Source organism: Arthrobacter sp. Bz4, assembly GCF_003075455.1.
In the GTDB taxonomy this organism is placed as follows: Bacteria; Actinomycetota; Actinomycetes; order Actinomycetales; family Micrococcaceae; genus Arthrobacter_D.
In genome coordinates this window covers 213,053-237,511 of record NZ_QDAE01000004.1, presented here as the reverse complement: position 1 = coordinate 237,511, position 24,459 = coordinate 213,053, and the positions used below count along the sequence as shown (strand labels likewise).

25 protein-coding genes and 2 pseudogenes are annotated in these 24,459 nt (G+C 65.3%); 17 read left to right on the top strand and 10 right to left on the bottom strand.

Translation table 11 applies throughout. The features are described 5' to 3' along the window. The 4 genes and pseudogenes from DDA93_RS05565 to DDA93_RS05550 form a co-directional block, all read right to left on the bottom strand. Complete coding sequence (locus DDA93_RS05565) at nt 1-1,047, bottom strand: glycine betaine ABC transporter substrate-binding protein (RefSeq protein WP_116778237.1); 1,047 nt, start codon at nt 1,045-1,047, stop codon at nt 1-3. Then, nucleotides 1,047-1,775 carry an ABC transporter permease gene (locus DDA93_RS05560; protein ID WP_026040968.1) on the bottom strand — a complete coding sequence of 243 codons (729 nt, stop codon included), beginning with the start codon at nt 1,773-1,775 and terminating at the stop codon, nt 1,047-1,049. The genes DDA93_RS05565 and DDA93_RS05560 overlap by 1 nt, the downstream gene beginning before the upstream one ends. 50 nt (nt 1,776-1,825) lie before the next feature. Continuing rightward, nucleotides 1,826-3,129: pseudogene (locus tag DDA93_RS05555) on the bottom strand (ABC transporter ATP-binding protein). Further along, the gene (locus DDA93_RS05550) at nt 3,122-3,763 is read right to left on the bottom strand and encodes an ABC transporter permease (protein WP_019481953.1); all 642 of its coding nucleotides are present in this window, start codon (nt 3,761-3,763) and stop codon (nt 3,122-3,124) included. The pseudogene DDA93_RS05555 and the gene DDA93_RS05550 overlap by 8 nt, the downstream one beginning before the upstream one ends. A gap of 279 nt (nt 3,764-4,042) precedes the next feature. Between DDA93_RS05550 and DDA93_RS05545 the strand changes: the two genes are divergently transcribed. From DDA93_RS05545 to DDA93_RS05515, 8 genes are read left to right on the top strand one after another with little or no spacing between them, the layout of a single operon-like run. Further along, complete coding sequence (locus DDA93_RS05545; protein WP_116778236.1) at nt 4,043-4,522, top strand: Asp23/Gls24 family envelope stress response protein; 480 nt, start codon at nt 4,043-4,045, stop codon at nt 4,520-4,522. After that, nucleotides 4,519-4,710 (top strand): DUF2273 domain-containing protein, encoded by a 192-nt coding sequence (locus DDA93_RS05540; RefSeq protein ID WP_019481951.1) that lies wholly within the window; start codon nt 4,519-4,521, stop codon nt 4,708-4,710. Before DDA93_RS05545 ends, DDA93_RS05540 begins: the two co-directional genes overlap by 4 nt. Continuing rightward, the gene (locus tag DDA93_RS05535) at nt 4,707-5,120 is read left to right on the top strand and encodes a hypothetical protein (RefSeq protein WP_243400523.1); all 414 of its coding nucleotides are present in this window, start codon (nt 4,707-4,709) and stop codon (nt 5,118-5,120) included. Before DDA93_RS05540 ends, DDA93_RS05535 begins: the two co-directional genes overlap by 4 nt. Beyond that, a complete protein-coding gene (locus tag DDA93_RS05530) occupies nt 5,117-5,698 on the top strand; it encodes a DUF6286 domain-containing protein (protein WP_024476641.1) in 582 nt (193 codons plus the stop codon). The genes DDA93_RS05535 and DDA93_RS05530 overlap by 4 nt, the downstream gene beginning before the upstream one ends. Beyond that, nucleotides 5,695-6,294 (top strand): hypothetical protein, encoded by a 600-nt coding sequence (locus tag DDA93_RS16720; RefSeq protein WP_243400522.1) that lies wholly within the window; start codon nt 5,695-5,697, stop codon nt 6,292-6,294. The genes DDA93_RS05530 and DDA93_RS16720 overlap by 4 nt, the downstream gene beginning before the upstream one ends. Further along, nucleotides 6,291-6,857: an RNA polymerase sigma factor gene (locus DDA93_RS16715; protein WP_019481947.1), complete on the top strand. Its 567-nt coding sequence runs from the start codon at nt 6,291-6,293 to the stop codon at nt 6,855-6,857. Before DDA93_RS16720 ends, DDA93_RS16715 begins: the two co-directional genes overlap by 4 nt. Continuing rightward, nucleotides 6,854-7,453, top strand: coding sequence for a hypothetical protein (locus tag DDA93_RS05520; RefSeq protein WP_024476643.1), 600 nt, complete (start codon nt 6,854-6,856; stop codon nt 7,451-7,453). The genes DDA93_RS16715 and DDA93_RS05520 overlap by 4 nt, the downstream gene beginning before the upstream one ends. Then, nucleotides 7,446-7,862: a hypothetical protein gene (locus DDA93_RS05515; protein ID WP_116778234.1), complete on the top strand. Its 417-nt coding sequence runs from the start codon at nt 7,446-7,448 to the stop codon at nt 7,860-7,862. The genes DDA93_RS05520 and DDA93_RS05515 overlap by 8 nt, the downstream gene beginning before the upstream one ends. Nucleotides 7,863-8,024: 162 nt before the next feature. Here the strand turns inward: DDA93_RS05515 and DDA93_RS05510 are convergent. Continuing rightward, nucleotides 8,025-8,333: pseudogene (locus DDA93_RS05510) on the bottom strand (divalent metal cation transporter); the annotation flags it as partial. 209 nt (nt 8,334-8,542) lie between these two features. On the opposite strand from DDA93_RS05510, the gene DDA93_RS05505 reads away from it, so the two are divergent. The 4 genes from DDA93_RS05505 (at nt 8,543) to DDA93_RS05490 (ending at nt 12,167) form a co-directional block, all read left to right on the top strand. Then, nucleotides 8,543-8,932: a hypothetical protein gene (locus tag DDA93_RS05505; protein ID WP_019481943.1), complete on the top strand. Its 390-nt coding sequence runs from the start codon at nt 8,543-8,545 to the stop codon at nt 8,930-8,932. Next, nucleotides 8,929-9,441 carry a hypothetical protein gene (locus DDA93_RS05500; protein WP_024476273.1) on the top strand — a complete coding sequence of 171 codons (513 nt, stop codon included), beginning with the start codon at nt 8,929-8,931 and terminating at the stop codon, nt 9,439-9,441. The genes DDA93_RS05505 and DDA93_RS05500 overlap by 4 nt, the downstream gene beginning before the upstream one ends. Before the next feature lie 30 nt (nt 9,442-9,471). Further along, nucleotides 9,472-11,286 carry a glutaminase A gene (glsA, locus tag DDA93_RS05495; protein WP_116778233.1) on the top strand — a complete coding sequence of 605 codons (1,815 nt, stop codon included), beginning with the start codon at nt 9,472-9,474 and terminating at the stop codon, nt 11,284-11,286. Nucleotides 11,287-11,447: 161 nt separating this feature from the next. Then, the gene (locus DDA93_RS05490) at nt 11,448-12,167 is read left to right on the top strand and encodes a hypothetical protein (RefSeq protein WP_019481939.1); all 720 of its coding nucleotides are present in this window, start codon (nt 11,448-11,450) and stop codon (nt 12,165-12,167) included. 21 nt (nt 12,168-12,188) lie between these two features. On the opposite strand, the gene DDA93_RS05485 is transcribed toward DDA93_RS05490, so the two are convergent. After that, a complete protein-coding gene (locus DDA93_RS05485; protein WP_116778232.1) occupies nt 12,189-13,478 on the bottom strand; it encodes a GNAT family N-acetyltransferase in 1,290 nt (429 codons plus the stop codon). Nucleotides 13,479-13,602: 124 nt separating this feature from the next. On the opposite strand from DDA93_RS05485, the gene DDA93_RS05480 reads away from it, so the two are divergent. Both DDA93_RS05480 and DDA93_RS05475 read left to right on the top strand, forming a co-directional pair. Beyond that, the gene (locus DDA93_RS05480) at nt 13,603-14,325 is read left to right on the top strand and encodes an ATP-binding cassette domain-containing protein (protein WP_116778252.1); all 723 of its coding nucleotides are present in this window, start codon (nt 13,603-13,605) and stop codon (nt 14,323-14,325) included. Nucleotides 14,326-14,418: 93 nt separating this feature from the next. Continuing rightward, nucleotides 14,419-15,612 (top strand): phospholipase D-like domain-containing protein, encoded by a 1,194-nt coding sequence (locus tag DDA93_RS05475; RefSeq protein ID WP_116778231.1) that lies wholly within the window; start codon nt 14,419-14,421, stop codon nt 15,610-15,612. Nucleotides 15,613-15,646: 34 nt separating this feature from the next. Here the strand turns inward: DDA93_RS05475 and DDA93_RS05470 are convergent, their stop codons facing one another. Both DDA93_RS05470 and DDA93_RS05465 read right to left on the bottom strand, forming a co-directional pair. Further along, on the bottom strand, nt 15,647-16,348 hold the full coding sequence (locus DDA93_RS05470) for a GntR family transcriptional regulator (protein ID WP_237742103.1): 702 nt from the start codon (nt 16,346-16,348) through the stop codon (nt 15,647-15,649). Between the two features lie 38 nt (nt 16,349-16,386). Next, nucleotides 16,387-18,195 (bottom strand): gamma-glutamyltransferase, encoded by a 1,809-nt coding sequence (locus DDA93_RS05465; protein ID WP_116778230.1) that lies wholly within the window; start codon nt 18,193-18,195, stop codon nt 16,387-16,389. 179 nt (nt 18,196-18,374) lie between these two features. On the opposite strand from DDA93_RS05465, the gene DDA93_RS05460 reads away from it, so the two are divergent. Both DDA93_RS05460 and DDA93_RS05455 read left to right on the top strand, forming a co-directional pair. Continuing rightward, nucleotides 18,375-19,100, top strand: a complete 726-nt coding sequence (locus tag DDA93_RS05460) for a YoaK family protein (RefSeq protein ID WP_024476283.1) — start codon at nt 18,375-18,377, stop codon at nt 19,098-19,100. Nucleotides 19,101-19,296: 196 nt separating this feature from the next. Continuing rightward, complete coding sequence (locus DDA93_RS05455) at nt 19,297-20,163, top strand: SDR family oxidoreductase (RefSeq protein ID WP_024476284.1); 867 nt, start codon at nt 19,297-19,299, stop codon at nt 20,161-20,163. Nucleotides 20,164-20,171: 8 nt separating this feature from the next. Here the strand turns inward: DDA93_RS05455 and DDA93_RS05450 are convergent, their stop codons facing one another. Both DDA93_RS05450 and DDA93_RS05445 read right to left on the bottom strand, forming a co-directional pair. Beyond that, nucleotides 20,172-21,707 (bottom strand): MDR family MFS transporter, encoded by a 1,536-nt coding sequence (locus DDA93_RS05450; protein WP_116778229.1) that lies wholly within the window; start codon nt 21,705-21,707, stop codon nt 20,172-20,174. A 101-nt stretch (nt 21,708-21,808) separates the two neighbouring features. After that, nucleotides 21,809-22,807 carry a D-2-hydroxyacid dehydrogenase gene (locus DDA93_RS05445; protein WP_024476286.1) on the bottom strand — a complete coding sequence of 333 codons (999 nt, stop codon included), beginning with the start codon at nt 22,805-22,807 and terminating at the stop codon, nt 21,809-21,811. A 187-nt stretch (nt 22,808-22,994) separates the two neighbouring features. Between DDA93_RS05445 and DDA93_RS05440 the strand changes: the two genes are divergently transcribed. Further along, nucleotides 22,995-24,452: a DASS family sodium-coupled anion symporter gene (locus DDA93_RS05440; RefSeq protein WP_243400529.1), complete on the top strand. Its 1,458-nt coding sequence runs from the start codon at nt 22,995-22,997 to the stop codon at nt 24,450-24,452. Nucleotides 24,453-24,459 lie beyond the last annotated feature (7 nt).

Sequence of the window (24,459 nt, the reverse complement as noted above, 5' to 3'; positions counted from 1 at the left end):
CTAGCTGTCGGAGCCGAGCGGCCCCTCCGGCTCGGAGATGAAGCCCTGCTCCACCATGAAGTCGAAGGCGACGTCCGCGGGTTCTTCGCCCTCGACGTCGACCCGCAGGTTCATGGCCCGCAGCGCCTCGTCGGTCAGGGTCGGGGCAATTGCACCGAAGACGTCCTCAAGTTGAGGGTGCGCCTCAAGGGTCTCCGTGTAGAACACCGGTGCCGCATTGTAGGCGGGGAAGAAGCCGAGATCGTCCTCAAGGACCGTGAGATCGAGCGCGTCGATCCGCCCATCGGTGGCAAATACTTCACCGAAGTTGCAATCGCCGTTATCGGTAGCGGTGTAGACCGCTCCCGTATCGAAAATGCTGATGTTGTCATCGGGGACGCCGTCTGCTTGACCCCGCTCCATCCCGTAGTGGGCGAGCATGGGGTTCATGCCATCCGGGCGTGAGTTGAACTCCGCCTCGACGCAGAAAGTCCTTTCCTCCACCGGCAGTTCGGCGATTTCGGAGATGGTGCTGATGCCGCCGAGCTCCTCGACGGCCTCGCTGCGCACCGCGATCGCGTAGGTGTTGTTCAGGGGCGCGGTGTCCCCCCAGGTCAACCCGTTCTCCAGATCAGCCTCGTAGACTGCGGCGAACTGCTCCTCCTGGTTGGGGAACCCTTCGCTCATGCCAAGGTAGGTGAGCCACGCGGTTCCCGTGTACTCCCAGACCATGTCGGCCTGACCGGCGAGCACCAACTCACGCACGGGCTGGCTGCCGGGAACGTTGGTGAGGTCGGTGACATCGAATCCTGCCGCCTGGCCGGCGAGGACGGCAATCTTGCCGAGGATCAGCTGTTCGGTGAAGTTCTTGGAGGTGACGGTCAGGGGTTCGCCGTCGACAATTTCCGCAATGCTGCCAGGACCCGCAGCAGGGACGTAGGAGGTGGCTGGTTGCAGACCGCAACCGGTGGCCAGCAGCCCCGCGGACAGGACGGCCGCGGCACCGGCGGCACGCCGCAGCACCCGCCGGGGCAGGGCGCGGTCGGGTGGTGTGGTGCTGGGAAGCATCAGAGTCCTTTCGGGCGGGCGACATGTTCGACAACGCGCCCAATCCAGTCGACCAGAAGGGCCAGGAGTGCCACCAGGACCGAGCCCACAACGAGGACGCTGACCAGGTTGAGGTTCACTCCGGTGATGATGAGAATCCCCAGCCCACCGCCGTTGATGAATGCCGCGAGTGCGGCGGTGCCCACGAGGAGCACCAGTGCGGTGCGGATACCTGCGAGCATGACGGGGACCGCCAGCGGAAGCTCCACTTTGAACAATACGGCTGCGGCGCTCATCCCCATGCCCCGGCCGGCCTCGACGAGACGCTCATCAACCTGGTTGAGGCCAACCATCGTGTTCCGGAGAACGGGCAGCAGAGCGTAGAGGACCAGCGCGATGATGGCGGCGTCGAAGCCGAATCCCTGCCACGAGGCAAGGAGCACAATCAACCCGATGGCCGGGGCCGCCTGCCCAATATTGACGACGGCGAGCACCGGACCGGTGAGCCGCCGGAACGGCCCGCGGGTCAACAGGATACCGAGCGGGATGGCAATTACCAGCACGATAACCGCTGACACAGCCGTCAGGGCAAGGTGTTCAAGCGTGTAGCCGAGCAGCGAGTCTGGGTTGAGGGTGTTGAGTTCGGTCTCCGACAGGTCAGCGGTCAGAGCCCAGATGATCAGCGCGGCAAGCGCCGCCAGGATGCCGGCGAGCTGATAGACCAGCGGACGCCAGGAGGGCCCGGCGATATCCGCTTCGGCGGCAACGGCCAGAGGATTCTGGGCTGGTGCGGCAGCGCTCACTGGCCGGATCCCGTAGCCGGACGGGACGGCTCGCCGTCGTCGACGGCGACATCCTGGCCCTCAACTGCCTGCAGCGTCCCGGTGTTGACGCCTACCGGCGCCCGGAGGAATGTGCTGAGCGGGCATGGGCATGGGCGCGACCGATCGCGTCCATGATCGTTTCGACGTCGATCACACCGAGGAAGGTGTCGCGTTTCCCGGTCACCAGCGCGGCGCCAGCGCTGGAGACCAGCATGGTGTCCAGCGCATCGTTGAGCGTCGCCCGGTCGCCGACGACGGGGAGTTTGGCGTCCCGGTCGTCGCTGACCCGGTCGATCCGGGTGAGCTGGCGGCGGGTGAGCCACTGGATTGGGCGGTTTTTCTCGTCGACGATGACGGCGTGGTCGTGCTGTGCCTGGTCGAGCCGTGAGAGTACGTCGCTGGCGAGGTCGCCACTAGTGGCGACAACCGCCTCGGCAAGGTCCACCTCATTGACGCGGGTCAGCGTGAGCTGCTTCAGCCCGGCACCTGACCCAATGAAGTTTTCGACGAATTCGTTGGCGGGGTTCGCGAGAATCCGTTCAGGAGTGTCGTACTGCACCAGCTGCGCGCCGTCGGTGAAGATGGCAATCCAGTCGCCGAGCTTCACCGCTTCGTCGAAGTCGTGGGTGACGCAGACGATGGTTTTCTGCAGCTCCGCCTGAATATTCAGGAGCTCATCCTGCAGCCGCTGCCGGGTGATCGGGTCCACGGCGCCGAACGGCTCATCCATCAGCAGCACGGGTGGGTCTGCGGCCAGTGCACGTGCTACGCCGACGCGCTGCTGCTGCCCGCCGGAAAGCTCCTTGGGAAAGCGGTCCCGATACTGGGCGGGATCCAGGGAGACCAGTTCCAGCAGTTCATCGACCCGCGCGGCGATCTTCTCTTTGCTCCAGCCGAGCATTTTCGGCACAATACCGATGTTCGTGGCGACACTCATGTGCGGGAACAGTCCACCGGCCTGAATGACGTAGCCGATCCGGCGCCGGAGGTTGTCCCCGTTAATGTCGGTGACGTCGTCGTCGTCGAGGACGATCCGTCCTTCGGTGGGCTCGATGAGCCGGTTGATCATCTTGAGTGTCGTGGTCTTGCCGCAGCCGGACGGGCCCACCAGCATGACGATCTTGCCTGCCGGGATTTCCAGGGTGAGACCGTCGACGGCCGGGGCATCCTGGCCCGGATAATGCTTGGTGACCTTGTCCAACAGGATGCTGGCCCCGGTAATACCGGAAGGTCCGGACTTCCCGGTGTTGTCGGTTGCTGTGGAAAGGGTCTCAGACACGGATACCTCGCGGGGTGGTTAGTCGGCCGAGGCCGATGAGCAGGACGTCGAGCACAAGGGCAAGAATGATGACGGCGATGACGCCGGTGGCAACTGATTCCAGCGCGTTGGCGCCGCCCAACCGGGAGAGCCCGGAGAAAATAAAGCCGCCGAGGCCGGGGCCGAGCGCGTAGGCGGTAATCGCGGCGATGCCCATCACCATCTGGGCAGACACCCGGATGCCGGCCAGGATTACCGGCCAGGCCAGTGGTAGTTCCACCTGCAGCAGGGTGCGGAACCGGCTCATGCCGATCCCCCGGGCCGATTCGACGATCGAGTTGTCAATCCCGGTCAACCCCACCACGGCGTTCCGGAGGATCGGGAGCGCGGCGAAGAAGGACACTACGATGACGGCGGGAGTCACCCCGAAACCGAAGGGCGCGATCATCAGCCCGATGAAGGCGAATGACGGGATGGTCAGACCTACCGCTGAGACGCTGTTCGCAATCGACCTGAAGGTGCTGCTGCGGTAAACCAGCGCCGCGATGCCCACCGCGATCACGGTCCCGAGAATCAGGCACTGGACAACCAGGGAAAAGTGCTGCCAGCTGGCGAACAGGATTTGAGGCAGCCGGTCTCCAAAGAAATCCAACAAATCAATACCCTCTTCACATTGGTTACGTGTCAGCCTGCAGGCAAAATTCCGGAAAAGTCCGAGGCACGGTGAATTGGCCTCTTTTACACCCTACGCACATCAACATTAAGGAACCGTCACGCAGCGGTCACGATTGGCCTTCAATATTGATGTGACCTGGCTCACTTTATCAGCACCGTGAGCTTCTTTCTGGCGGCTCCGTCTTAGGGACAGGTGCACTTGACGTGAGGGCACCCGTTTGACCGGAACATTGACTGATATCGATCAAGGAGCCACCTCATGACTACTCAGCCCCAGGACAAGACCCAGGCTTCCAAGCCGACCACCGCGACCGTCGTCGGGAAGAACCCGAATGACGATGGCCGCGGCACCACTGCCATCGCCGACAACGTTGTAGCGAAAATCGCTGGCATCGCCGTTCACGACATTCCGGGCGTTTACGCCGTGGGTGGCGGGGCAGCCCGCGCTCTCGGTTCCATCCGTGACGCGATGGGCCAGAAGGACCACACCCAGGGTATTTCCGTCGAGGTCGGCCAGACCCAGGTTGCCGTCGACATCACCCTGGTCGTCGAGTATCCGCACCCGCTCAAGGAGGTCGCCGGCCAGGTTCGCGACGCCATCTACTCGGCCGTTGAGGACATCGTGGGCATGGAGGTCACCGAGGTAAACGTGACAGTCACCGATATCCACGTCCCCGGCGATGACATCGATGACGACGACGACGCCCAGACCGCACCAGCAGAATCGCGCGTCTCATGAGCCCGACCACCACCGGCATCGCCGTCGGCGCCACCCTCGCGTTGACTGCACTGATCTTCGGCTTCTGGGGTTTCGTCCTGGTGGCACTGTTCATGGCAATCGGCGCCTTCCTCGGCCGCACCGCGGAGGGGAAGCTTGACCTTGGCTCGGTGCTCGATGCCCTGCGGGGCAGGCGCTCCTCCTCATGACCGCGGCGACCCCGGCCAAGGCAAACCCTGCCCGGGCCACCCCGGCCGGGCTTAACGGGACCGGACGTAACGGGCACACCCGCGTCACGAAGGCGGCGCTGACCCACACCACCGAAGCCGTCGTCGCTGAGGTCTTTGGTGTCCCGCGCCGGGACGTGCGGGTCAGCCTGGCCGACGACGGCGGCGCCCTCGGGATGGCCGTGTCGGTGCCACTCCCCGCGCCCACCCTCCTCCAGGCTGCGCGGAACCCGCAGGCGGTAGAGCAGGGCGGAGGGACACTGTTCGAACGGGCCGAGAACGCCCGCTCGAGGATCCGGGCAGCAGCCTCTCGGGTGACCGGGTCGGAGGTGGGCCGGATCGACATCCGACTCACCGGCATCCACCCACCAGCGGAACGGAAACTGGCATGAGCGAACTGCTGCACACCCGGCGGCTCCTGCGCCGTGAGACCCATTCCTCCCGTGCTGGAGCATCGGTGACAGCCGCCGTCGTTGGCCTCCTGGGCTTGGCCTGGCTGGGAACCGAGGCTGTGTTGTCCCTGCTGGATCAGCCTCCGCTGGTCGCGAATCCTCCGTCGATGCTTCAGTGGGCGGCGGACCTGCCGGAGTCGACGCTCCCCTGGGGCCTGGCAGCAGCCGGCATCGGTTTGGCTCTCATCGGGTTGGTGCTTCTGCTGGTCGCCGTGACACCAGGGACCAAGGCGTTGCACGTGGTCGACCAGGACCGGACGGCTGTTGTCGTCGACTCGGAGGTGATCGCTGCCGCAGTGTCGCGGCGTACCCGGCAAGAGGCCGGACTGGACCCGGATCAGGTGTCCACCCGCGTCGACCGGCGACGCATCACGGTGGACGTCCGACCGACCAGCGGGTCGCCCCTCGATGAATCGACCATCCGGTCGGCCGTCGAGGATGAGCTGTCGGGATACGGGCTTCGTCCGGAGCCGACGGTTAGGATCAACATCAGGCACGAAGGAGCGTTGGGCATATGAGTTCCACACACCGCTGGTTGAACCGCACGCTGCTCGCTGTCCTTGGACTGATACTGGTGGCCGTCGGCGCGCTGACCGCCGCGGCGGGCCTCGTGCCGGACGTTGCCGAGGCCTGGACCTCGACCGGCGCCACGGCGGTCAACGGGCTCCCCGCCCTGTTGGCGTCCGCACCCCTGACCGCCGACACCAGTTGGTGGACCATCGCCGCGCTGGCGCTGGTCGTGGTGTGCGTTGCCCTGCTCATCGGGTGGATCGCTTCCCAGGGCGGCGGGCGGACCAGCACCGTGGGACGGCAAGGATCCGCAATGGGCAACACCACCGTAGAAACCTCGCTGGTGGCCGACGCGCTGCGGACCGCCCTGGAAGAAAACGGCCAGATCCTCGCCGTTGCGGTGTCCTCCTGGCGGGTGCGTCGCCAAACCGGCCTGCGGGTCAGGGTTCAGCCACGCCGTGGCGCCTCCCCGGGCGCCGTGGTCGCAGCAGCCAACGAAGCCATCGCCGGATTGGACACGCTGCTCGGCGAACGGATCCCCGTTCTGGTCAGTGTGCAGACCGGCGCCAGGACCCGGTTCACCCGCACCCGGAGAGTCGATTGACGGTCCCTGACCGTCCACGTCTCAACCTCGACGATGCGGCGGATTCGTTCCTGGTGGAGCGGGCCTCCGACGGCGACGTGTCCTCTTTCGAATCGCTCGCCCGACGCTATGGGCCACTAATGCGCGGGTATGCGCGCCGCCTTACCGGGTCGACGGCTGACGCCGACGACGCGGTGCAGGAAACCCTCCTCCAGGCCTGGAACCAGCTCGGCAAACTGCAGGACGGTTCGGCCGTGAAGCCGTGGCTGATGCGGATCTGCGGCCGCAAAAGCATCGATCTGATCCGGAAGCGCAAGAACACCGTCAACCTCGACGACGTCGAACCGTTTGACCACGGGCCCGGTCCCGAGCGGGCAGTCGAGCAGGACACCCAGATGCGTTCCCTGGTGGAAGCCCTGAAAAGGCTTCCACTGGAGCAACGGCAATGTTGGGTGCTGAAGGAAATGGGCGGGCAATCCTACGAGGACATTGCCAAGACGATGGACACCACGACCGACAGCGTTCGCGGTCGACTGTCGCGAGCACGCACCACCCTGATGAAGGAAATGGAGGACTGGCGATGAATAACGAGCTCCCTGACCCCGGTTGTGGCCATAGCCTCGACGAGCTTGAAGAATACCTGCGGACCGGACAGTCCGCGGCCGAGCAACACTACCTGCGGTGCCCCGAGTGCCAGGCCGGGCTGGCGGGGCTTCGCTCCCTGCAGCGCCTCAGCGGTCAGCTTGCGGCAGCTGACACCGAGCAGGCCGGATCGGCTGACGAGCCGTGGCTGCAATCGATCCTTGGCAATCTCCGGCTGGAAATGCGTTCCGGCCGGAGCATTCCACTGTCCAGCGAATATCCCGAGGACGCCTTCTTCGAAACCGAGGGGAGCCTGCTGGCTCTCATCCGGCGAATTGGTGACGACGTCGACGGCGCAACCATCGGCAAATGCCGGCTGCACGGCGACATCACCACCCCTGGCGCCGACGTCATGATCGAAGTGAACGTGACAGCCTTCTTCGGCTACCCGCTGCCGGCGATGATCGAATCCCTCCGATCGAGGATCGCGGCGATGATCAGCACCCATTCCGAGCTCAACCTCACGTCGATCGACGTGACCGTAACCGATGTCCACGAGCATTTCAGCCCAGCCCCGAAGGGAGCGGTGAATGAATAAGAACCAACTAGCCCTTCGCGTCCAGGAGATCATTGCTGGGGTGGAAGGAGTCGCTGGCTTGTATCCGGCGCGGTCGGCCGTGCTCGCCGGTATCGCGAGCACCCTCGGTGCCAACGAAACGGTGGTCGCGGTCGACACAGCCGATACCGGGCTGGTCATCAGGGCACGGATTGCAGCGCTGACGGGCGCCCCGGCACCCCGGCTGGTCCGCGACGTGGCCGCCGCGGTCCGGGCGGAGCTGGGCGGTCTTGCCGGTGACGCCCGGGCGGGCTCGGTAGGGCTCGCGGGCTCGGTAGGGTCGGCGGGCTCGGCGGGCTCGGCTGAGTCAGTGGAGTCGGTGACCTCGGTGGGGCCGGTGAGTTCAGTGGAGATCACCGTGTGCGGCTTCACAGACGTCCGGTTTTCCTAGCCTCCGGTTTTCCTAGCGGCCGGTCCCCCGGCACTGCAGTCCCCAGCCAGAAACGGCGACCGGAGCCAGAAACGGCCCCGAAGCTCACGTTCGCCGATTGCAACCGGCAGGTCTGAGTCGCAGGGCCGTTTCTGGCGCAGCCGGAGCGGCTAAACCCCGGGGTCAGCTCCCGAAGAGAGGCGCGACGGCGCCGACCAACTGGTTGATGCCGAGCACAATGAACAGCAAGGCGACGACGGCGAAAGCGATATTGGTGTGGAGCTTGTTCGCGTACTTCTTGGGGATCCGCTTCCCATTCAGCAGTCCGAGCAGGGTGACGGCGAGGAACGGCATGAACAGTGAACCGAGGACACCGTACGCCAGGATCAGCCCAATCGGCTGACCCAGCGCAAACAGGATCATCGGCGGGAAAGTCAGCCACAGAACGTAGAACCTGAAGTATTTGCCGCCCACCCGGGTGTCGGGGTGGCCCTGGGTTGGAGGCTAGTAGCTCGCGCCGTCGGCGTTCGGGCCCTAGGTATCCTCTCACGGTTGAGGTGACAGGCAGTGAGCTTACCCACATAGACGGGGGACGGTATCCCTTTTATTTGGTGCATGCAGTGCAATCAATGCATGCACTTTTGGATGGGGAAATGCATGCATCGCATGCACTGCATGCACGATTTGAAAAGGAGACACCCATGCCGAACATCACGCTTCGCCAAATAGAGCCCGCGGTAGTAGACCAGATTAAGGTGATAGCAGCGCAAAACGGCCGGTCAATGCAACAGGAACTGCGGCTGCTGGTGAACCGATTCGCCAGCCTACCGGCCGAGTCCCGGCAGGCACTCACCCCCCTGGCCGCCTTACAGGTGCCGGAGTGGTACGCGAAGCTCTGGAACATCCGTCTGGACATTGGCTCGGTTCCCGATGCCGCACTGCCACAGCGGAGGTCACCCTTCCGGCGACTGGAACTCAAACAACCCGAGCTCAGACAACCCGAGCCGAAACAGTTCGAAAGCAGTCAATCCACGCTGAACCGAGCGGCCTCCACGCAACCCGCTCCACACGAGTGGAGGGCCGAATCGTGAGCATTCTCGACTCGGACGTTCTTCTCGCACTCATTCGCTCGACCGAGGATGACGGTGTTGTCGAGTTTGTGAAGCAGTTTCCGTCTCGACCTCAAACAACCGCACTCGCTATTGCGGAAGTGACAGCCGCTATTTATGCGGCCACAGATCCCCGGCTGCGGTCGATCCGGGATCGGGCCTTGCAAGATCTGCTGCGGGGGCTGCTGCATCGGCGAGTGCTCCCTCTGGACGCCGACAGTGCCATAACCCTGGCGAAGCTTGCGACGACGAAGAATGCGACCGGGTCCTACTATCCCCTGGGCGTGCTTATTCAGGCGGCGATTTCCCGCCAGTTCATGATGCCGCTCGTCACGGGGCGTGCCGGTGACTACCAAGGGCTCGATCTTGAGCTTCATCCGCTCACCCTCGATCCGGTTCCCGCCCCCGATCCTGGCCCTGTCCCTGTCCCTGTACTTGGCCCTGTCTCCGCTCCTGACCGTCGCCCCCCAGGTACCGGCGGCACCGGCTGAGTGCCATTGGGTTCCAGCTAGTGTTGGACCATGGACTCTCCTATTGAAAATTACCTCAAGCGCATTCATCGGGAGATCGCCGAGCTGAAGGATGGCAAGCCCTACAGCACCATCCCCGCAATGGCCAATGTCGATCCGAACAACTTCGGCATCTGCCTCACCACGGTTGACGGCTATATCTATGAGGTGGGAGACACCCGGGACGAGTTCAGCATCCAGTCCATCTCCAAGCCCTTCACCTACGGGCTGGCACTCGCCGACCTGGGGATGGAAGCTGTTGATGAGAAGGTCGACGTCGAACCCTCCGGCGATTCGTTCAACGAAATTTCCCTCGCCGAGGGCACCGGGCGGCCCTCCAACGCCATGATCAACGCTGGCGCCCTGACTGCTACCTCCCTGATCAAAGGGTCGGGCGGCAACGGACGGTTCAAGCGCATCCTCAACACCTATTCGGCGTTCGCCGGGCGACAGCTGAGCGTCAACACCGAAATCTACGAGTCCGAACTCAAGCACGGCCACCGCAACCGCGCCCTGGCCCACCTGCTGCGCTCGTTCAACATCATTGAGGACGATCCCACCCCGGTGATCGAGGACTACTTCCGCCAGTGCTCGGTCCTGGTGAACTGTCTCGACCTCTCGGTGATGGCCGCCACCCTGGCCAACAGTGGCCGCAACCCGCTCACCGGCCGTCAGGTGATGGAGATCGGCCCGATCGAACGGGTTCTGTCGGTGATGACCACCTGCGGCATGTACGACGACGCCGGGTCGTGGATCAGCACCGTCGGGATGCCCGCCAAGAGCGGAGTCGCCGGGGGCACCATCGCCGTCCTGCCCGGCCAGGTGGGACTCGCTGTCTACTCCCCTCCCCTGGACGAACACGGCAGCAGTGTCCGCGGCATGGCCACGAGCCAGCGCCTGTCCCGGGATATGGAACTGCACTTCGTCAGGGCCGCCCGCACCGGCAAGTCCGCGATCCGGTCCACCTACGACATTTCGGCATCACCGTCGGGCATCCGCCGCAACGACGAGGCGATGGACATCCTGCGGGACAACGGTCACCGCGCCCGCGTGATCGAACTCAACGGCGACCTGCTCTTCGCTGGCACCGAGTCGATGATCCGTGAGCTGAGCTCCCTCGACCAGACCATAGAGTTCATCATCCTCGACCTCCGCCGGGTCGACGAAGTCGCCGACGTCTCCCTGCGGCTGCTGGCCGAAGCGCGGGAGAACCTGGTCAGCGAAGGCAGGGAACTGGTGCTGATTGACAGCGACGGGGCCCTCGCCGACACCTTCGAGGACGTGGACCGTGAGGTTCCCACCTTCGACACGCGCACCGCTGCGGTCGAGTGGTGCGAGGACCAGCTCATTGCCGCCTACGGCGATAACCTCTTTCTCCCAACGCTGGTCAAGGTCACCGACTGCCCGGCTTTGAGCCCGCTGACCAGCGAGGACGCCGCGGCTCTCGCCGGTCGCATGGAAGAGCGCGAGTACGACGACGGGCACGTGATCCGCCGGGTCGGCCAGCGGTTCGGCGGCGTGTTCTTCATCCTGTCCGGAAAAATCACCACCTCGGTCCCCGGTCCCACCGGCGGTCGGGTGCGCCTGACCACCCTGAGCGCCGGCATGACGTTCGGTGAACTCGCACTCGGCAGCGACGACCGCCAGGAGACCACGGTGAAGGCTGAGGGCGGGGTCAAGGTCATGGTGCTCACCGCCGACGTAATTAGCCAGCTCGAATCCGAGGACCCGCGGCTCGCCGTCGAGCTCTGGAAGGCCCTGACCCGCGATGCGTACACCCGCGTGGACCTATACCTGCGGGAGACGGCCGTCCGCGTCCGCGACTAGGGGTATTGACCACGGAGGTTGGTGACGGCCGCGGGCTGGCGCAGCGCACGGTTCGCCCCACCGTCCGTGGAGCCGATTACCTGACAGACTAAAGGAATGATCCTCATTGCCCGACACACCAATGTCAGCTCATCCTCCTGCCTGCGAACCGGGGTGCAGCGGTGAGCGCCCGGTTCGAGGAACTCGACTGGCGCAAGACCCGGCTGGGTGAGATCAGCCTCCGACGGCGTTGGGACCCCACCTTCGACAAGGAGGTCTACGAGGTCAAGCTCGACGACGACTTCCTCATGTCGAGCCTCTTCACCGTCGCCGAGATTGAGCTCACCGAGCTGGCTCTTGCTGAGCTGCCGGAGGACGGGCTCGACGTCGTCGTCGGTGGCCTGGGTCTCGGCTACACAGCTCAGGCGGTACTCGACAGCCCGCGTGCACGGTCGCTCCTGATCGTCGAGGCGCTCGGCGAGGTTATCGAGTGGCACCAGACCGGGCTGATTCCGGCCGGGAAGACACTGACCGCGGACCCGCGGTGCCGTTACGTCCACGGCGACTTTTTCGCGCTGGCGGCATCGGCGGAAGGATTCGATCCCGAGGCCCCGGCGAGGCTGTTCCACGCGGTGATCCTCGACGTCGACCATTCCCCCCGGCACGTCCTCCACCCCAGCCACTCACCGTTTTACGATCCGGCCGGCACGCGGCGGCTGGCCGGGCACCTGCACCCGGGTGGGATTTTCGCGCTCTGGTCCAATGACCCACCCGACGACGAGTACCTGGCCGTCCTCGGCGAGGTGTTCACCGAGGTACGCGCCGACGTCGTCAGCTTTGACAACCCGCTGCAGGGCAGGGACTCGACCAACACCGTGTATCTGGGCCGCAAACCCCGATAACGTCGCGCACCCCGGGTCCCACTACAGCCTGGCGATCCGTTCAATGTCTTCGCGGAACTCCTGCGCCACGGACGCCGACACGGTGGTCCGCGTTTCGGCGATCGCCGTCAGGTAGTCCTCGCTGGACGGGCCGGGGGCTGGCGTGCCACCGTCGACCGCGCCGAAGACCGCCTGCTCCAGGGCCCGCTGGGACGCCTTGCGGGCAGCGAATTCGATGTCGGCCGGCGAGAATCCGTCGGACGTCTTGACCAACTGGACGATGTCGACCTCTGCTGCCACCTCGGACGGGATGTAGCGCTGCCAGATGGCGTGGCGGGCGTCGTCGTCGGGCAGCCCGATAGGGATGACGTAGTCGAAGCGCCCGTGCCGGAGGAACGCCGTGTCGAGCGCCCGGATGAAGTTCGTGGCGCACACCAGCAGCCGGCCGGGCCGTTCCCTGAACGCGGGAATGATCTTGAGCAGTTCGTTGGTCACACCCTGCAACGGCGACGGCGGCTCCCCCTGGCGCTGGGCGGCGATCTCCTCGACCTCGTCAATGAAGACCACCGCGTGTTCGAGTTCGGCGATCTCGAGGAAGGTCTCCCGCAGTGCACCCGCGAGGCCCTTGGAGTCAGCGGCGAGCCGCGAGGGGAACACCTCGACGAAGGGCCACTCCAACCGTGACGCAATCGCCTTGGCGAAGGTGGTCTTGCCGGTTCCGGGCGGGCCAAACAGCATCACCGCACGCGGCGGCACCACCCCGTACTGCTCGGCCAGGTCGGGGTTGGCCAGCGGCAGGACCAACCGGCGTTCGAGCAGTTCCTTCTCGCGTTGCATGCCGCCCACGTTGTTCCACAGGTTGCGCGGCATCAACCGTCCGCCGAGTTCACTGAGCAGGCCCATTTCCTGGCGTTGCACGGGAATGTCACGTTCGAAGTACCTCAGGTGCTTCCGGTCCTGGAATCCCGAGTTGAGGAGGGCAGCCACCCGGTGTTCGGCGTCGGGCACCAGGGTGGAGAGCTTGGTCAGGCCGTGCGGTGCCATCCTGCCCTCGATGGCGGCGAGCAGCGCACTGCCGATCCCGTGGTTACGCCAGCCCTCGTCGATGGCGAAGAAGACAATCCAGCCCTGGTCGTGCGCGGCGCGGGCCACCGCGGTGCCGACCACCGTTTCACCGTGGACGGCGACGACGGCATGATCCTTCTGGCAGGAGGCGAGGACCTCAGCGAGCGCGTACACCGGTTCGACGCCGGCGCTGCGGGATTCCTCCCACAGGTGGAGGATCGCGTCCATGTCAGCAGAGTGAAAGTCCCTGATTCTCCAGCCGGTCATACGGGTGACTCCTTTGTCGTGTGCTGATCGTGTCGGATGCGAAACGTGCAGTGCGCTGATCATGACACACCGTTGGACGGCACCGGAGATTGTGACTGTCTGAGGCGGCTGCCATGATGCTGTGATGCGCCTCGACCGTTTCCCCCTCCGGCGGGTCACTGCCCATCCGGCCTCCGAACTGGAGCAGGGGAGCTGGCCGGCCAACCTGCCGCCCGTGGCGCAACTGTTGGACGACGGGATGACGCTCGGCTCCGCCACAGTCCTGGTCGGCGAGAATGGCTCGGGCAAATCGACCTTGGTCGAGGCGATTGCGTTGGCCTTCGGGCTGTCGCCCGAGGGCGGGTCCACCGGTGCGCGTCACTCAACCCGGCCGTCCGAGTCGGAACTGTCGGATCACCTCCAGCTGGTCCGGAACCCGGGCGCCAGCAAACGAGGCTATTTCCTGCGGGCCGAGACCATGCACGGATTCTTCACCTATCTGGAGCAGAATCCTGGCCGGTCGGGCAACGACACCCGGTTCCATTCGATGTCACACGGGGAGTCGTTCCTCGAACTCGCGGTGGACCGGTTTCGTGGACCGGGCCTGTGGGTGCTGGATGAGCCGGAATCGGCGTTGTCCTTCGGCGGCTGTCTGGCTTTGCTCGGGATCCTGAAAGAACTCCTCGCCGATGGGAAATCCCAGGTGCTCCTCTCCACCCACTCCCCTCTCCTCGCTGCCCTTCCCGGCGCAACAATCCTCGAGCTCGGGCCCTGGGGGTTCCGCGAGATGCACTGGGACGAACTGGATCTGACAGTCAACTGGCGTAGCTTCATGAACGCACCCGACCGGTATCTACGCCAGCTCTGATTCCGGGCGCGGTCCGATAGGCTCTTGAATATGCGTCTACACCACCCAAAGCGCCTCGTCGGCTTCGCCAGCACCGTCGTCGGAAGAGCTGCGATGGCGCTCGGGGGTTTGCAGGCGGTCGTCGCCGCAACACTGGTGGTTATTGACGCGGTGGAGAAGAAGATCAGAACCAAACGTGAGGGATTTCCCAAGCCGGGGACCTTCGACGGTCACGTCGCCGGGTCGGCGACCACTGTCTTCACCTACGGCGAAGATCTTTACGAAGCGATGCTTGAGGCAATCCGATCTGCCCAGCACCAGATCCTGATGGAGACCTACATCTGGAAGGGCGACGCCGTCGGCCACACCTTCCGTGACGCCCTGAACGAGGCGGCAGCGCGTGGCGTGAAGGTGCATGTCATTTACGACGGCTTCGCGAACCTGGTGGTGCGGCCATCCTTTTACTCGTTCCACCCCGATGTGCAAGTCTTCCGGTTCCCGGTCCTGCGGCCGTCAATCCTTTTCACCAACATTCGCGGCACCGGGTTTGACCACCGCAAGCTCCTGGTTGTTGATGAGCGGATCGGGTTTGTCGGCGGCTACAACATCGGCAGCCTGTACGCCACGAAGTGGCGGGACACCCACCTGCGGGTTGTCGGGCCGTCGGTCTGGGATTTGCGCGAAGCCTTTGTCAGCGTCTGGAATCTGGCCACCACACGGTCCCGGCAACCCCTGGACGACACCAGTGCCGGCTTCTGGGAGCCCCGCCTCCGGGCGGTCAACAACATTCCCGCCAACCTGGTGTTCCCGATTCGCGGCGTCTACCTGGATGCAATAAATCGAGCCAAGGACCACATTTACATCACCACCGCCTACTTCATTCCGGATCAGCAGATTCTGAACGCCCTGCTGCGGGCCAGTAAACGCGGGGTTGACGTCCGCGTGATCCTGCCAGAGGAATCAAACCATGTGCTCTCTGACTGGTTGTCCCGCGGCTTCTATTCATCACTGCTGGAGAACGGCATCCAGATCCTGCTCTATCAGAACGCCATGATCCATGCGAAGACGGCGACCGTGGACGGGCAATGGTCGACAGTCGGCACCGCCAACATTGACCGGTTGAGCCTGACCGGCAACTACGAGATCAACCTGGAGATCTTCGACGAGGGGCTGGCACACAACATGGAGCAGATCTTCGCGATCGACAGTGGCAACAGCCGGATTCTCACGATTAAGGAATGGGAGCGACGCCACCTTGTGGCCCGCGTCAGCGAGGCGATCCTCGCTCCCCTCCGCCCGCTCCTCTAGCGACGGTCAGCGGGAAAAACCGTGGGGGCCGGTCTCAGGGGGTGGCGAAGCGGTCCAGATATCCCACCCGGGACTGGTGGACGTGCCCGGCCATCAGCCGTTCGGCGTCGACCGGGTTGCCGGCGTCGATCGCTGCCATGATCAGCCGGTGCTCACCCCACGACTGCTTCCCCCGATGATCGACGTCCGTGGCGTAAAGCCATTCGATCTTGCCGGAAATCTGGCGCAGCAGGGCCGTCAATGAGGCGCTGCCGCTGAGATCGGCGATCCCCAGATGGAAGCGGATGTTCAGCTCGGGCAGCACCTTGAGGTTGCCCTCCGCCACGGCCTGGTCGCCGTCGTCGAGCAGGTCGGCGAGCAACCTACGGGTCTTCCACCACTCGACGCTGGGCTCGCCCGCACTGAACTGGGCCAACGCCCGCCGCGCCGCACGCCGCGCGGTGGCAGCCTCGAGCGCTTCACGGACGGCGAAGAGATCGTCGGCGTCGTCCACCGGAATTTCCGACACCGTCGATCCGGCGTACGGCCTGGAATCAACGAAACCCTCAGCCTCCAGCGCACGCAGCGCCTCCCGGACGGGGATGCGGGAGACCCCGTACTTGGCGGCGAGCGCCGCCTCGGTCACGCGGGTGCCAGGGCGCAGGGACCCGAAGATGATGTCATGCCGGATTTCGTCCTGCACCCGCTGTTTCGGGGCAGGATCGGCCGACTCTGGCTCAGGCGGCAAGAGCGGCACCGCGGATCGGTGCCGGCAGTTCCCGTGCGCCCCGCAGTTTAGCGTCCTGCCGCATAGCCTTGTGCTCCTCTGGGGTTGGCGGCGGCCTTCAGTACACCGGTTGCGGGGTCGCTCACAACCGAGGAGATGCGGCCGAGCGCCCAGTCGCCGGCCCTGGTCACCACGTGGCCGCGGCCTTCCAGATCGGAAATGACGTCGTCACCGAGGCGATCCTCCACCACGGCTCCCCCGGGTTCCCAGGTTCGGGGGAAGAAGGATCCGGGGATGGACGTGGTGTGCAGCGAGGGAGCGTCGATGGCCTGTTGTGGTGAGTAGCCGCCGACGACGGTGCGCAGAATGTAGAGCAGCTGCCACTGGTCCTGCTGGTCGCCGCCGGGTGATCCGAGCGCCACCACCGGGACGCTGTCCTTGAGGATCAGGGTCGGAGTCAAGGTGGTGCGGGGGCGTTTGCCGGGGCGCAGGGTCGACGGCGCACCGTCCTCCAGCCAGGTCATCTGCAACCGTGAGCCCAGGCAGAACCCGAGTTCGGGGATGGTCGGTGAGGACTGCAGCCAGCCGCCGGACGGCGTGGCGGAGACCATGTTGCCCCACTGGTCGACGACGTCGATATGGCAGGTGTCGCCGCGCGTCTCGCCGCTGCGGGAGACGGTCGGCTCGCCGACGCCTGCCATTGCGCCCACCCCGGCCAAAGCCGGTGCCGTGTATTCGGTGCGCAGCGGCGGGATGAAGGGTTCGCGCCCCGGGACGGTGCCGGGCCTGAACTCTGCCGACGCCCGGTCGGTGATCAGCGCCCGGCGCTGGGCTGAGTACTCCTCGGATAACAGGTAATCCAGCGGAACGTCGGCGTCGCCGTAGTAGGCCTCCCGATCCGCGATGGCCAGCTTCTGCGCCTCGAGGATGGTGTGGGCGCCGAGGGCAGTGGACGGGTCCAGGTGCTCGTCGTCGTACCCGGCGAGGATGGCGAGGGTCTGCAGCAGGGCTGGTCCCTGCCCCCAGGCCCCGGTTTTCGCGATCGTGTGGCCGCGGAACTCGAAGGTGGTGGCGGGCTCGTAGGTGGCCTGGCAACCGGCGAAGTCCTCGAGGCTCATCACCCCGGCATGGTCGGTGCCGGACGAGTGGCGGTGCGGCTGCGCGGTAAAGGCGACGGCGGCCTGCGCCACGAAACCCTCGCTCCATTCGCGGCGGGCAGCATCAATGCGCTCCTCGCGGGTGGCGTCCGGCGCCCCGGCAGCCACCAACCGGTCCAGCACTGCCGCGTAGGCCTCGTTCTTGATCATTTCACCGGCCGCTGGGGCCTTGCCCTCAGGCATCCAGAGCGCTGCCGACGTGGGCCAGTGCTCGTTGAAGAGGTCAGCGACCGCTGAAATCGTCGCACCCACCCGCCCGACAATAGGGTGCCCGTTCCGGGCGTAGCCGATGGCGAAGTGCAGGACGTCGCCGAGCTCCCAGGTGCCGTGGTCACGGAGCAGCAGGAACCAGGCGTCGACGGCGGCGGGTACGGCTGCGGCGAGCGCACCGGAGCCTGGCACCAGTTCCAGACCCTCGGAGAGGTAGTGCTCGCGGGTGGCGGCGGCTGGGGCCGGGCCCTGCCCCATCAGGACGATGGGCTCGGACGGGTTTGCCGCCGTCGCAAACACGCCGGTCATATCCCCACCCGGGCCATTGAGGTGCGGCTCTACGACGTGGAGCACAAATGCGCTGGCGACGGCGGCGTCGAACGCGTTGCCCCCACGCTCAAGGACTGCCTGCGCCGACGCGGTGGCCAGCCAGTGGGTGGAAGCGGTCATCCCGAAGGTGCCCTCGAGGGTGGGCCGGGTGGTGAAGGAAGCGGGCTGGGTATAGGTCATCGAGGTCCTTTTCGGTTCGTTGAGCGGGTCCGTGGACTGGGTTGGGGTCTTGATGGGTCCGGGTGCGTCACGCAGCCCGCTTCCACAAGCGACCGATTGCATACAACAATAGGCAGAAAGGTACATTTTGTATACAGGCCGACGGTGATGCGACGGTCCATCTACCCCTGGAGGATCCAATGAAGCGGCAGCCCGTCTCCACCGACCGACTCCACCTATGGCTCATGCTGACGCTCACCTTCTCCACCGGGGTGGTGGACGCGGTGGGTTTCCTGGGTCTCGATCAGGTCTTCACCGGCAACATGACCGGCAACGTCGTTCTGCTGGGCATGGCCATCGCAGGCGGCAGCGATCTCCCGGTCCTCCGCCCGGCCCTGGCCCTGCTCTTCTTCATGGTTGGCGCCGTCATTGGCGGGCGCGTGTTGCGCACGGCATCCGAGGGTTGGAGCGGACGAACATCGGCAACCTTCCTGCTAGTGGCAGGGCTGACCGGGGGCCTGGCCCTGTTCACCGCCCTGGTCGACGTCACCGCCGACCACCTACTGGGCAGTATCACCACCAGCACCCTCGCCCTCGCGATGGGTATTCAGGCCGCGACGGCGAAACGCCTCAAGGTCGCCGAAATCACCACGGTGGTGGTGACCTCCACCATTACCGGGTTGGCCTCGGATTCGCGCCTCGCCGGCGGAAAGAGCCCGTTCTGGGTGCGCCGCGCACTCGCGATCTCACTGATTCTGCTCGGCGCCCTCGTGGGGGCGGCAGCGCTTCAACTAGACCTCTGGGTCGGCATCGCCCTCTCGGCGGTCCTGTCCGCTGTGGTGACCCTGATCGGCCAGCTCCGTCACCGCAAGGACAAGCGGGCCGCGGCGAACGAGCGAGAGCTGGAGCCTGCAGCCGCCGGGTAGCAAATTCTGGATTCTGCCCGCTCCGACTCTCCCACCGGATCCTGCCAGTTCCGACTCTCCCACCGGTCAGCCCTGGTCACTGGGATAATCTAGACAATCCCACTGACCGACCTCGACCGGTGGGATTTCTGCAGGTCCGGCGCCGTTGTAGGCTCGACTTTTAGGATAGTTCGACCGGTTCGAGAAGGGTTCTGACGTGAGCGAAGGTAAATCTCCTCGGGGGACTGTACTGATTGCTGGATGCGGCGATCTGGGGACCGAGGCCGGGCTGAGATTCGCCGCGGCGGGGTACCGGGTGATCGGATGGCGGAGGTCAGCCGACAAGCTCCCGGCGGAAATTGCGGGCGTCCCGGTGGATCTGACCGGCGAGTTGCCGCCGCTCCCCGCCGACACCCGCATTGTGGTGCTGGCGACCGCCGCGGACGGCCGTACCGAGGACGCTTACCGCGCGGCTTATCTCACTGCTACCGGCAACGTGCTGGACGCGCTAGACCGTGCTGGCATCGACGCGCAAGTGCTGCTGGTCTCGTCCACCGCCGTATACGGGGGCGACGAGGGCGAGTGGGTGGACGAATCGACTCCCGTGGCGCCCGGCACTGCCACGGCGAAAATCCTGGCCAGCACGGAGGAGCTGCTGCGTGACCGGCGACCGGCGGCCATCATCTTGCGGCTGTCAGGGATCTACGGTCCGGGCCGGACCCGGCTGATCGACCAACTGTCCTCCGGCACCGCGGTCCTGCCGCAGGAGGTCCAGTGGACCAACCGGATCCACCGCGATGATGCGGCGGCGGCCATCGTGCACCTAACCACCCAGGTGGGCGAGCCGGGTCCGGTCTATATCGGCGTCGACAATGAGCCGGTCGATCAGGGCGAGGTCCTTGAGTTTCTTGCCGCCCAACTGGGCGTGCCCACACCGCAGGTGGGGCCGGCGTCGACGTCGCGGACCGGAAGCAAGCGCCTGAGCAATGCGGCATTGACCGCCACGGGGTTCACTTTCACCTACCCCACGTTCCGGGAGGGGTACCTGGCCGTCCTCAATGGGGACGGAGTCAGGCACCCCTAGCCGTCCGCCTAGTGGACTGCCGGCACTCCGGCGCCGTCGATGGGGGCGTCGGCAGCATCAACGGGTGCCTCTTCGGGCTTCCGGATGAAGAACGCGGCGATCACGGCCAACATGAACACGATCGCGCCGCCTAAGAAGGCAGCCTGAATGCCGCCCGCCTCGGCAGCAACCTCGGAGGCACCGCCGTCGAGCAGGGCAGATGCCTGGATGGTCATCACCGAGATGAACAGCGCGGTGCCCGCTGCACCGGCGAGCTGCTGGACGGTGCCGACAATCGCGCTGCCATGGGAGTAGAGCTGCGGCCGGACCGATCCCAGGGCCGAGGTCAACAGCGGCGTGAACATCAGGGCGAGGCCGATGCTCAGGAAAACGTGAGCCACCATCACCATCACCATCAGGAAGGGAGTGGTTTCGCTGAGCATCGTCAACCCCCAGAACACCAGGCTGACGAGGATCGCGCCGGGCGCCACCAGGATGCGGGGTCCGCGCTTGTCAAAGATGCGCCCCACCACCGGGCCGAGCAGACCCATGGTCAGCCCGCCCGGGAACAGCAGCAGGCCCGCCACCACCGGTGACAGTCCCAGCACGTTCTGGACGTACAGGGGCAGCAGGATGATGGTGCCGAACAATGCCATCATGCTGACGGAGATCACCAGGATGGAGATGGTGAACGTGCGGGACGTGAACGTTCGCAGATCCAGCAGGGCGCGGTCGGCGCGCTGCAGGCTGCGCTGGCGGAGGATGAAGAAGACCAGCGCTACGCCGCCGACGACGAGGGGCAGCCAGGGTGGAACCGGTCCGCCGCCCTCGGCTGCTTCACCGAACTGGCTGAGGCCGTAAATGATGCCGCCGAACGCCAGGGCGGAAAGCATTACCGAGAGGACGTCGATGGGCAGGCGCCGCGGTGTGGTGACGTTTTGAATGCGGGTGGCGCCGAGAATCAGCGAGCCGACGGCGATGGGCAGGACCAGCCAGAAGAGCCAGCGCCAGTCCAGCACGCTCAGGATCAGGCCGGAGACGGTGGGGCCGATGGCCGGGGCCACCGAGATTACGATCGCGATGTTGCCCATGGTGCGCCCGCGTGAGGCAGGCGGGACCAGGGTCATCACGGTGGTCATCAGCAGCGGCATCATGATGGCGGTTCCGCTCGCCTGGATGATCCGGCCGACCAGCAGGACCTCGAAGCCCGGCGCCAGCGCGGACACCAGGGTGCCGAGGCTGAAGAGGGACATGGCGGCCATGAAGACTGGGCGGGTGTGGAACCGCTGCAGCAGGAACCCGGTGACCGGGATGACCACTGCCATGGTGAGCATGAACGCGGTGGTCAGCCACTGGCCGGCGCTGACGGTGATGCCGAGGTCCACGGTCAGCGACTGCAGTGCCACGCTCATGATGGTCTCGTTGAGGATCACCACGAAGGCGGATACGAGGAGCAGCGAGATGACGAGCTTGTTGCGTTTGGCCTCCGCAGCGTCTTCCCGGCTCCCGGCCGGCTGGCGCTCGATCGGCTGGCGCGCAGCGGAGGGCGGGGCACTATGAGACACAGAAATTCCTTTGACGTGGTGTGGGAGGAGCAGATCCTAATAGCCGCAACGCACGAAAGAAGAGAATCTATTCCGCAGGAGAAAAGGTCGGGGTGCCGCGGTCAGCTGTCAGCGCCAGAGGTTGGCACGTACCCGAGCGCCTTATCCACCCGGTGCGGCAACGGCTTTCCCGCATACCAGGTCAGGAAATTGTCTTCGAACTGGCGGGCCAGATCCTGCAGCCAGGAATCGGCGTCGCTGGCCATGTGAGGGGAGATGAGCACCTGGTCCATCCCCCAGAGCGGGCTGGCCAGAGGGAGGGGCTCGACGGCGAAGGTGTCCAGGACCGCTCCGGCGATGCCGCCGTCGTCGAGCGCCCGCACCAACGCCGCCTCGTCGACGAGGCGGCCGCGCCCCACATTGATCAGAACCGCGGTTGGTGCCATCGCGGCGAGCACCTCGGCGCTGACCATCCCCTCTGTCTGGGCGGTCAGCGGGGCCACGAGGACGAGATAGTCGTAGGCGCCGACCACCGCCGTGAGGTGTGAGCTGCTGTGGACGGTGCCGAAGTCGGGGTCGCCGGTCCGTGCCACTCTGCCGGCGCCGTCGACGTCGGCGCCCGCCGCACTCAGGAGTCGCGCAGTGCACCGGCCAATGCTTCCCGTTCCCACGATCAGGACCCGCGCGCCGGCGATGTTGCGGGTGGTTCGCCGGCCCCAGACCCGGTTGTGCTGTAGGTCGCGGGTGGGGCCGAAGTCCTTGGCGGAAAACAGCATGGCGCCGAGCACGTACTCGGCCATCGGAAGGTCAAACACGCCGTGCGCATTCGTTACTGTGACAGCGGATTCGATCAAACCGGGGAAAAGGAGCTTGTCGACGCCGGCCGCTGCGACGTGCAGCCACGTCAAGGAATCGGCGTGTTTCCAGGCCGGCTCGACCGCGCCGGAGAAGAAGTCCCAGAGGTAAAGCACGTCGGCTCCGCGGAGCGCCATCGGCAGGCCGGCGGCGTCGGTTTCTCGGAGCTCCGCCAGCGCCGCAACCCGCTCCAGTCCGACCACCGGGCGGTCCCCCACGAGCACTGTCACAACGGGCTTGCGGCCGGACCGGTCGAAGAAGTTCATGCTCAGAATCCTCCCACGGCCGGCCGTCGTACAACTGCCCAGCTTTACTTGGTTGGATTCATGGGGTTGCATATGTAGTCAGCGTTCGGGTGCCCGGACGCTCCCATCGGGAGGATACACCGTGACAACGCCGTCAACCGAACAGCCGTCAAACAAACAAGAGGTCGATACCTCGGCTGCACCCGGCATGCTGGAGCCTGCCGAGGATAGACGGGTGCTGATGCGGAAAAGGATCGGCCTGGTGGCCGGCGTCGTCGTCGCCATCATCATGTATCTGACCCTGCCGACCGACCTTGAGCAGCCCGCCAGGGTGACCGCCGCCATCGCCGCCCTGATGGCGCTGTGGTGGATGACCGAGGCCATCCCACTGGCCGCGACAGCGCTGCTGCCCCTGGTCCTCTTCCCGATTCTGAACGTGTCCACCATTGATGAGGTGGCACCGCCCTACGCCAACCCCATCATCTTCCTGTTCATGGGCGGGTTCCTTTTGGCCCTCGCGCTCCAGCGGTGGAACCTGCATCGACGAATTGCGCTCGCGACCGTCCTCCTGGTCGGTACCAAGCCGAGCCAACTCATCGGCGGTTTCATGATCGCCACCGGCTTCCTGAGTATGTGGGTCTCCAACACCGCCACAGCCGTGATGATGCTGCCCATCGGCATCTCGGTTCTCACCCTGGTGGCAACTGTCAGCGACGGCAAACCACCGAAGCGGTTCGGCATCGCGTTGATGCTGGGCATCGCCTACTCGGCGTCGATCGGTTCGCTCGGCACCATTATCGGCACCCCACCCAACGCACTCATGGTCGGCTACCTGGCCGAGACCCACGACATTCAGGTGGGCTTCGGCCAGTGGATGCTGGTCGGCGTGCCAATGTCGGTGGTGTTCATGTTCATTGCCTGGTTCCTCCTTACCCAGGTCTTCTACAAGCCTGAGATCAAGGAGATCCCGGGCGGGCGCCAGCTGATCCGGGATGAGTACAAGAAGCTCGGCTCGATGAACACCGGTGAGAAGCAGGTCGGTGTGATCTTCGTACTCGCAGCGGCTGCCTGGATCAGTGTCCCCTTGCTGTGGCCGGGATCGAACATTGCTGACGCCGTCATCGCCATGGTGGTCGCTGTCCTGCTGTTCGTGATCCCAGCGAATATCAAGAAGGGCGTGCCCCTGCTTGACTGGGCCAGTGCTAGGGCGCTGCCCTGGGACATCCTGCTGTTGTTCGGCGGAGGCCTCGCGCTCTCGGCGCAGTTCACCGCAACCGGTCTGAGCGCCTGGGTTGGCACGCGGGTGGCCGGACTCGATGTGCTGCCGCTGGTCCTGATCATCGCCATCGTGGCTGGCATCGTGCTGCTGCTGACCGAGCTCACCAGTAACACGGCCACCGCGGCTGCGTTCCTGCCGCTGATCGGTGGGGTCGCCGTCGGGCTCGGCGTGGATCCGATGCTGCTGGTGATCCCCGTGGCGATCGCCGCGACCTGCGCGTTCATGCTGCCGGTTGCGACGCCGCCCAACGCCATCGCCTACTCTTCCGGCCATGTCGAGATTGCCCACATGCTCAAGGCCGGCATCTGGTTGAACCTCATTGCGCTGGTGTTGACCACCATCACCACGATGACGCTGGCGGCCTGGGTCTTCGGGCTCGTGTACTAGGTCTTTT